2 protein-coding genes are annotated in these 2622 nt (G+C 42.4%); both read right to left on the bottom strand.

The window, feature by feature from the left end; all coding sequences use genetic code 11:
• Positions 1–53: 53 nt before the first annotated feature.
• On the bottom strand, positions 54–929 hold the full coding sequence (locus L2082_RS19040; RefSeq protein ID WP_446012180.1) for a DUF4338 domain-containing protein: 876 nt from the start codon (positions 927–929) through the stop codon (positions 54–56).
• A gap of 15 nt (positions 930–944) precedes the next feature.
• Positions 945–2540 (bottom strand): IS66 family transposase, encoded by a 1596-nt coding sequence (locus tag L2082_RS19035; RefSeq protein ID WP_446012179.1) that lies wholly within the window; start codon positions 2538–2540, stop codon positions 945–947.
• Between the last annotated feature and the right edge of the window lie 82 nt (positions 2541–2622).

The raw sequence follows: 2622 nt of genomic DNA, 5'->3' as shown, positions 1-2622 counted from the left end.
AAAGTTGGATTTTATGTAACTTCTCCAAAAGTGGAGGTAAGGTAATGGGGGTTCTAGCATTGGCATAGCATCTTACGAAAATCTTTAACCAGGGGAAGGCCATACATAGCTTTTATTGACGTGAGTTGTGCTTGTGTTTTGTTGTATTTGCCACGACCGGAGGTGTTTCCGAGAAATTGCCAATTCGCAGCACGATAACATGTCCCCTTGAATCGCTCTGTATCAACAAAAGTTTCAAGCCAGTAAATGGGGTGCTGATACACTGTTTGCCAATCTTCAGAGATAGTTCCAGCACATTTTCCAAGCAAATGAGAAGCGAGATGAGGGACATGAATCCATGGCAGAACAAGAAACCGGGAGTTATATGCAAGAAGGTGACGATTCCTTTCAAGCGTTTCAGTAGACCAGCCAATAAATCTATCACGATGGAGTAGTTTGTAAGGAGCTGATGCAAAGGCAAAGCAGGCAATGGGGCGTTCTGCAGAAAAAAAGATATATTTCAGGTGTTCGCCAACTGGCTGAGTATAACCAAGGTAATGATAATGTTCAACCAGGCCATTAAACAACTTTTCATGTTGGGTTCTTCGAACCTGTCTCATTTCGATTGGTTGGAGTTTTTTAACGGTGGCGTGAATGGGTGTTGTGTCTATGTCAGGTTTACGAATGGTTCGCTGTGATTGTCGTCCACCTGTAAATGGTTTTTTTCTGGCTGGCAGTTTGATTAGTCCATCCCGGTGAAGCTTGAGCATAAGTCCCCGGCAAACGCCATCTTTGAGTACGCCATTGGGTTGAACCCAGTTCCATTCATGGCATACCATTATAGACAAGGCATTGCGGCTTTTTTGGGGATTGTCGGCAATAAGTTTGGTGAGGTAGTCTATGTCCTGGGGGGTGATAACTCGCTTGCGATATGTGAATAATTCACTCATGGTTCAGGGAATTGTTCATCTGGATAAAGCACGTTGCTCTATTATCTGAGATAAGGGTACAATCAGGTTGTTTCCTGAGAGACGGTCGTTTAAAAATTGCCAAAAGGATATGCCGAGTTTGCGGCAAGTTTTTTTTAGGCTTGCAAAGGTGTCTCGACATTTTTGCCCTGCTTCACTGCGGGTGCTGCCACTGATTTTACGTTTTTTAACATATTCGCGAATATCATTTTCGCTTAGATTATTGTGCAGAGGTATTTCAGGTCTGTCCAAAACCAATAGGAGTTCACTTTTGTTGGTATGAAGACGTTTCAAGGCGAGGTTGAGAAGTTGAAAATCAGTGTACTGAGTGAAGATATCGTCGAAAGCTTTTTGCAATCGAACGTTTTCTTTTTCAGAAGGATTTTCTTTGTACGTTTTCAACTCATCGTAGAAATCCCAAACTTGTTGTCGCACCTTTTCAAGGACTTCCTGTTTCTTTGTGCTTGGCACAATGAGCTTCGCCAACGTTCGCTCTGCATGAACCCAGCACAAAGAGTGACTGAGTATGTTAAACTGACCGGCATCATCACTGACAATGACCAGTTTTTTGGGGATGTGGAATAGAAGATTGGCCAGAAGGGCCCCCTCGGTTGCAATTTGTATATGACGTGGTTTGACTATGCCGACTTTTTTGAGATGTAACTTCCACTGAGCAGAATCCGTAAATGTTTTTAGTGGAGATGCTTGTAAAAGAGAAAGGGCCGATTTTGGTAATCGTGCATCGATCATATATTGAAAAGCATCATCGCTGAGGAGATAATCAGTTTCACTGGCACAAAGAAGCTGAAGGAAGTTAATTCTGCTTTTACTCTCTGTGCTTTTGAACCAGGCGAAGAACTCGTTTCCTATGTGAGTGCAGTATCCGTTTTTACCATTGTGACGAGCGCCTGTATCGTCCACGTTGATATAGTCAGAGAATTGTAATCCAGTCTGGAGAATATCATCTTTTTCTGCGTGGAATTGATCTTTACCCTCATTAAGGATCCTGTTTATCTGGCAGGGTGAGATATCAATATTCCATTCCCGTAATTGTTCCAGAATAAGGGGTTGGGTGACATGACAATGATGATATTGATAGAGTATGAAACTCTTGAGGACAGAGTCAAAGTGGCCATCGACATGAGAGGGTAATTTCCCGGCAACAATATTTCCTTCCGGTGTCTGCCATTGCTCAAGTAAATAACGGATGTTGAAAGGAACTACCCGTAACCCTCGGACCGTATAAGGATTAAGCCCTTTAAAAATAGAACCCTCAGGGATGTGCTCAGGCGCTATCCGTTCCTCTTTATCGATTTTTAACGTTGCCGTTTTTTTTTTCTTCTTTTTCTGAGTAGATCTTTTGGAAGAAGATTGCGGTTGCGGATCTTTCGGCAATTTGCTGGGTTTTATCTTGGGCTTGGGATTCTGGTTTTTGAGACGGGCAATTTCATCTTTGAGAATCTGATTCTGCTCCTTGAGGGTAAGGATGATTTCAAATTGCTGTTCAAATTGTTCCAAGAGAAAAATGATTGTTGGATTTTCCCTGTCTTTTTTGGGGATATTTTCGACGATCTGATCGAGTGTGTTTTTCATGCTTGGCATGGTACATGATCAGGGCCTCGAACGCACGCTTTATTTTGCCTCCACTTTTGGAGAAGTTACGTTTTGTCTTCTT

This window comes from Candidatus Electrothrix sp. (genome assembly GCF_052785085.1).
Note: the sequence above shows the minus strand (reverse complement) of the source record. Positions and strands in the feature narration are given on the sequence as shown.

Coding starts and splice junctions, on each gene's coding strand:
- L2082_RS19040 (WP_446012180.1), bottom strand. CDS start 929: ATGAGTGAATTATTCACATATCGCAAGCGAGTTATCACCCCCCAGGAC.
- L2082_RS19035 (WP_446012179.1), bottom strand. CDS start 2,540: ATGAAAAACACACTCGATCAGATCGTCGAAAATATCCCCAAAAAAGAC.